The following is a 4,566-nucleotide window of genomic DNA, read 5'->3' on the forward strand; positions in this document are numbered from 1 at the left end:
CCGCCACGCCCACGACGGCGGACGGCGCGCCGACCGCCCCGACGGCCGCCCCGACGGCCGCCACCACCGGCTCCGTCCCCGCGGCCCGCGCCGAACGCGCCGATGCGGCCTCCCAGGAACTCACCCCCGCGGCCCTGCCACCCACCGTCGACGCGCTCTCCGTCCACGACATCCTCGGCACCATCCCCGCCCTCGTGGCGGTCGTCTACGGCCCCGAGCACCGCCTCGCCTACGTCAACGGCGCCTACGCCACCGTCTTCGGCCTCCGCCCGGCCGGCCACACCGCCCGCGAAGCCCTCCCCGAGCTCGACGAACTGGGCCTGCTCCCGCTGATGGACCAGGTCCTGCGCAGCGGCAAGCCGCGTACGGTCAAGTCCCGCAAGATCCCCGGCGGCGACCGCTCCCGCGACGCCTACTACACCTTCACCTGCACCCCGATCGAGGTCGCGGCGAGCGGCCCGGCACCCGACCCCGAGGTCGCCTGCGTCGCCCCGCACAAGGGCGTACTCGTCTTCGGCGCCGAGGTCACCGACCAGATCGAGTCCGCCGAACGGCTGCGCGTCAGCGAGGCCCGCCAGCGCGAGGCCGCGGTCACCCTCCAACGCTCCCTCCTGCCCCAGGAATTGGAGCAGCCCGACGACCTGTGCGTGGCCGCCACGTACCAGCCCGGCGGCACGGACGCCGCGGTCGGCGGCGACTGGTACGACGTCATCACCCTCGGCGGCGGCCGTACGGCCCTGGTCATCGGCGATGTCATGGGCCGCGGGGTGCGCGCCGCCGCCGTCATGGGCCAGCTGCGCACCGCCGTACGCGCCTACGCCCGCCTCGACCTCCCGCCCCACGAGGTCCTACAGCTCCTGGACGGCCTGGCCGCCGAGATCGACGCCAGCCAGATCGCCACCTGCGTCTACGCCGTCCACGACCCGAACGAGGGCCGCCTGGTCTACGCCTCGGCCGGCCATCTGCCCATCCTCGTACGCGACCCCCAGGGCACGGTCCGCCGCGCCGCCGAGCCGACCGGACCGCCCCTGGGCACCGGCGGCTGGCTGCACACCTCCGGCTCCGTCCCGCTTGCCCCCGGCAGCAGCGCCGTCCTCTACACCGATGGCCTGGTCGAGCGGCGCGACAAGGACATCGACGAGGGCGTCGAGGCCCTGGAGCGCGCCTTCGCCGGTGCCGCCGGCGCCCCCGACATCGTCTGCGACCGCCTGCTGCGCTCGCTCGGTATCACCGCCACGCACGACGACGACGTCGCCATCCTGGTCCTCCAGCACCCCGAGCGGACCGGCCATGAAGCCGAGCTGTTCCACAACGCCGCCCTCGAACTCCACGGCGGCACCGAAGCGGCCCCGCGCGCCCGCGCCTTCGCCTCCGGCGTCCTCGCCTCCTGGCGCTTCTCGCCCGAGCTGCACGACCTCGGCGTCCTGGCGGCCAGCGAACTCGTCGCCAACTCGCTCCAGCACGGCACCCCGCCCATGCGCCTCCGCCTGCGCCGCACGGACCGCCGCCTGATCATCGAGGTCACCGACGGCGACGACCATCTCCCACGCCGCCGCCGCGCCGAACCGGCGGACGAGGCCGGCCGCGGCATCTCCATCGTCGCCACCATCGCCTCCTCCTGGGGCTCGCGCCGCACACCGGGCGGCGGCAAGGCCGTCTGGTGCGAATTCGCCTTGCCCAGGGGATGAACAACGCCCCCGTTGCGGGCAGCCGTTCCGCCGGGGCGGAAGACGTGCGCACAACGGGGGCGTCGGGGACGGGTCCCGTCTCCGGGAAGGGGCGGGGACGGGGCACGCTCACACGGCCGCGGCCACCGCTTCCCGCTCCGCTCCCTGCTCCGGCGAAACCCGCGCCGCCTGCAGCACCGGCACCGCCCGATGCGGATTGTCCTGCCCGGGCCGCAGCATCCGCCCCAACCGCAGCGAAAGCCCCGTGATCCCCAGCGCACACACCACCAGCATCCCGATGTAGGCCATATACATCCCGTGGCCCACCATCAGCGCTCCCACCGCCGGTCCCACCGCCAGCGCCAGCTGCTTGACCAGCGCGAACGCCGAGTTGTACTGGCCGATCAGGGAGGCCGGCGCCAGATCCGCCACCAGCGGAGCCAGCGTCGGCGACAGCATCGACTCGCCGATACCGAACAGCGCATACGTCGAGATCAGCAGCGTCGTCGCCACCGCCTGCGCACCGTGCACCAGCCCGGACAGACCGGCGGCTATCCACGCCACGGTCCATATCAGCCCGACCAGCGCCATCACCCGGCTGCGCCGCCGCCGCTCGACCAGCTTGAGCACCACGAACTGCGCCGCCACGATCGCCGCCGTATTGGCCGCGAGGGCGATACCCAGGCTCGCCGGCGGGATCCGCGTGACCTCGGTCGCATAGGCCGCCAGGCCCGACTCGAACTGCCCGTAGCAGGCGAAGAACAGCACAAACCCCAGCACGCACAGCCACACCATCCGCCGGTCGGCGAACAGCGCCCGCCAGGCACCCTTGGCCCGCTCCTCGGTCGGCACCGCGTCCTCGACCTTCGGCGCCCGCGGCAGCCGTACGGTCGCCACCGCCGCGCCGAGCACCAGGAACATCACGGCCTCGATGGCGAACAGCCGCACAAAGCTCGACGCATGCGACTCGTCGACCAGCAGCCCGCCGACCAGCCCACCGACGCCCAGGCCCAGGTTGTTCAGGAAGAACTGGGTGGCGAACGCCCGCGACCTGGTCACCGTCGTCGAGCACCACACGATCATCGTCGCGAGCGCCGGCTGAATGACCGCGATCCCGGCACCGAGCGCGATGGCCGACGCGATGACCAGCGGCTCCGTGGCCGACAGCCCGAGCCCCAGCGCGCCGATGGCGGCGGAGACCGTTCCGACGATGGCCACCGGCAGCGGACCACGCCGGTCGATGGCCCGACCGGTCAGCGGCAGGACGACCAGCGCGGCCACTGCCAGCATCGCCAGCACCACACCGGCCGTATTCGCGCCGAGATCCCGCACCTTCGCCACGTAGACGTACAGATACGGAACCGTGAAGCCGTTCCCGAACGCGCTCAGCGCGTTCCCGAGCTGGATCCGGCGCAACGCGGCGCCCATCGCGGTGGTCACACTCACCTACCTAGGTCAGGTCATCGGACGAACAAGGGGTACGAACCGGCGAGCTGCCACAGACACAGGGCGAGACCGGACAGCTGCAAGCCGGACAGTCTCACCCTGAAGACTTCAACTCTAAAGTTCGAATCTAAAGAGTACACGCCGAAGAACTTCAACGCCAATGACTTCCATGCCATACTGCGCCGCATGCCTGAGCCCTCAGAAGCGGCCGCCGGCGCTGCCGAGCCGAGCCTCGAGGAACAGATCGCGGCCTACCAGCGCGAATTCCAAGACCTCGACCCCCAGGTGGAGCAGGTCGTCTCCGCACTTCAGCGCCTCAACCGGCGGATGAACGTCGCCTACGGACGGCAGACCGCCACCCTCGGCATCAGCAACGCCGAGTGGGAGGTCCTCAAGGCCCTGGTCCTCTCCGGAGCCCCCTACCAAATGGGCCCCGGCGAACTCGCCAAGCGCCTCGGCCTCACACCGGCCGCCATGACCCACCGCATCGACCGCATGGCGAGCGAAGGTCTCGTCACGCGAGAACGCGACGAGACCAACCGGGTCCGCGTCATCGTCGAGCTGACCCACGAGGGCCGCGAGAAGTGGCTTGAGGCGATGCGCATGGCAACGGTCTTCGAAGAGGACCTCCTCCAGGACCTCTCCGGCGCGGAACGCCAACTCCTCGGCCAGGTGTTGAGCCGTCTGCTGCGCCGCGTCGAGGACGCTCAACCGGACGCCGGCGGGCGTCTGAGTGACCTTGACTGACGCGAGTTGACACACCCCTGCCCCATCCGTAGTGTTCTCCGAGTTGCCACGGAGCCGGAACGGTCCTGTGACAGCCATCCCGCCGCTTCGCGGCACACCACTACTGCACGGCCCCTCACCGGGAACAATTTCGGCATGCCGGAATTCGGACCGCGACGTGATTATGCGTCAACGAGGAATTCCGCTAAAGTAGTGATCACGCCGAAAGGCGCGGCAGATCGAATAGCCGCACCACGGCGGAACCCCCTCCGACGGGGAATCGGAAAAGAATTCGGACCGGAAACGGAACGAAATCGGATCTGATACAGTCGGAAAGGCCGAAAAGCGAAAGCCGAACGGCCAACCCCCCTCCAACAGGGGGCCAGAGACGGAAACGGATCTGGTAAGGTTGGAACCGCGAAGAAGCCGAAAGGCCGAATCGCACCGGCGAAAATCGGAGCCGCAAGGATCTGATAGAGTCGGAAACGCAAGACCGAAGGGAAGCGCCCGGAGAGCCCGGTACTGAGTTAATCAGAACCGATAAGGCACAAAGGAAGCGTCCGTTCCTTGAGAACTCAACAGCGTGCCAAAAGTCAACGCCAGATATGTTGATACCCNCGGTACTGAGTTAATCAGAACCGATAAGGCACAAAGGAAGCGTCCGTTCCTTGAGAACTCAACAGCGTGCCAAAAGTCAACGCCAGATATGTTGATACCCCGTCCAGCC

3 protein-coding genes are annotated in these 4,566 nt (G+C 69.4%); 2 read left to right on the top strand and 1 reads right to left on the bottom strand.

What is annotated here, in order from left to right:
• Nucleotides 1–1,688, top strand: a 1,688-nt coding sequence (locus tag DY245_RS04005) for an ATP-binding SpoIIE family protein phosphatase (protein ID WP_128503528.1), incomplete at its 5' end; no start/stop codon positions are given.
• A 108-nt stretch (nucleotides 1,689–1,796) separates the two neighbouring features.
• On the opposite strand, the gene DY245_RS04010 is transcribed toward DY245_RS04005, so the two are convergent.
• On the bottom strand, nucleotides 1,797–3,107 hold the full coding sequence (locus tag DY245_RS04010; RefSeq protein ID WP_128503532.1) for an MFS transporter: 1,311 nt from the start codon (nucleotides 3,105–3,107) through the stop codon (nucleotides 1,797–1,799).
• Nucleotides 3,108–3,299: 192 nt separating this feature from the next.
• Here DY245_RS04010 and DY245_RS04015 point away from each other — a divergent pair, with 192 nt between their 5' ends.
• Nucleotides 3,300–3,860 (top strand): MarR family winged helix-turn-helix transcriptional regulator, encoded by a 561-nt coding sequence (locus DY245_RS04015; RefSeq protein WP_128503530.1) that lies wholly within the window; start codon nucleotides 3,300–3,302, stop codon nucleotides 3,858–3,860.
• The last annotated feature ends 706 nt before the right edge of the window (nucleotides 3,861–4,566 follow it).

The sequence above is a fragment of the Streptomyces inhibens genome (assembly GCF_003389455.1).
Classification (GTDB): Bacteria; Actinomycetota; Actinomycetes; order Streptomycetales; family Streptomycetaceae; genus Streptomyces; species Streptomyces inhibens.

Bases quoted from the DNA above. Each gene is read 5' to 3' on its own strand.
- DY245_RS04015 (WP_128503530.1), top strand. From the start codon at position 3,300: ATGCCTGAGCCCTCAGAAGCGGCCGCCGGCGCTGCCGAGCCGAGCCTC.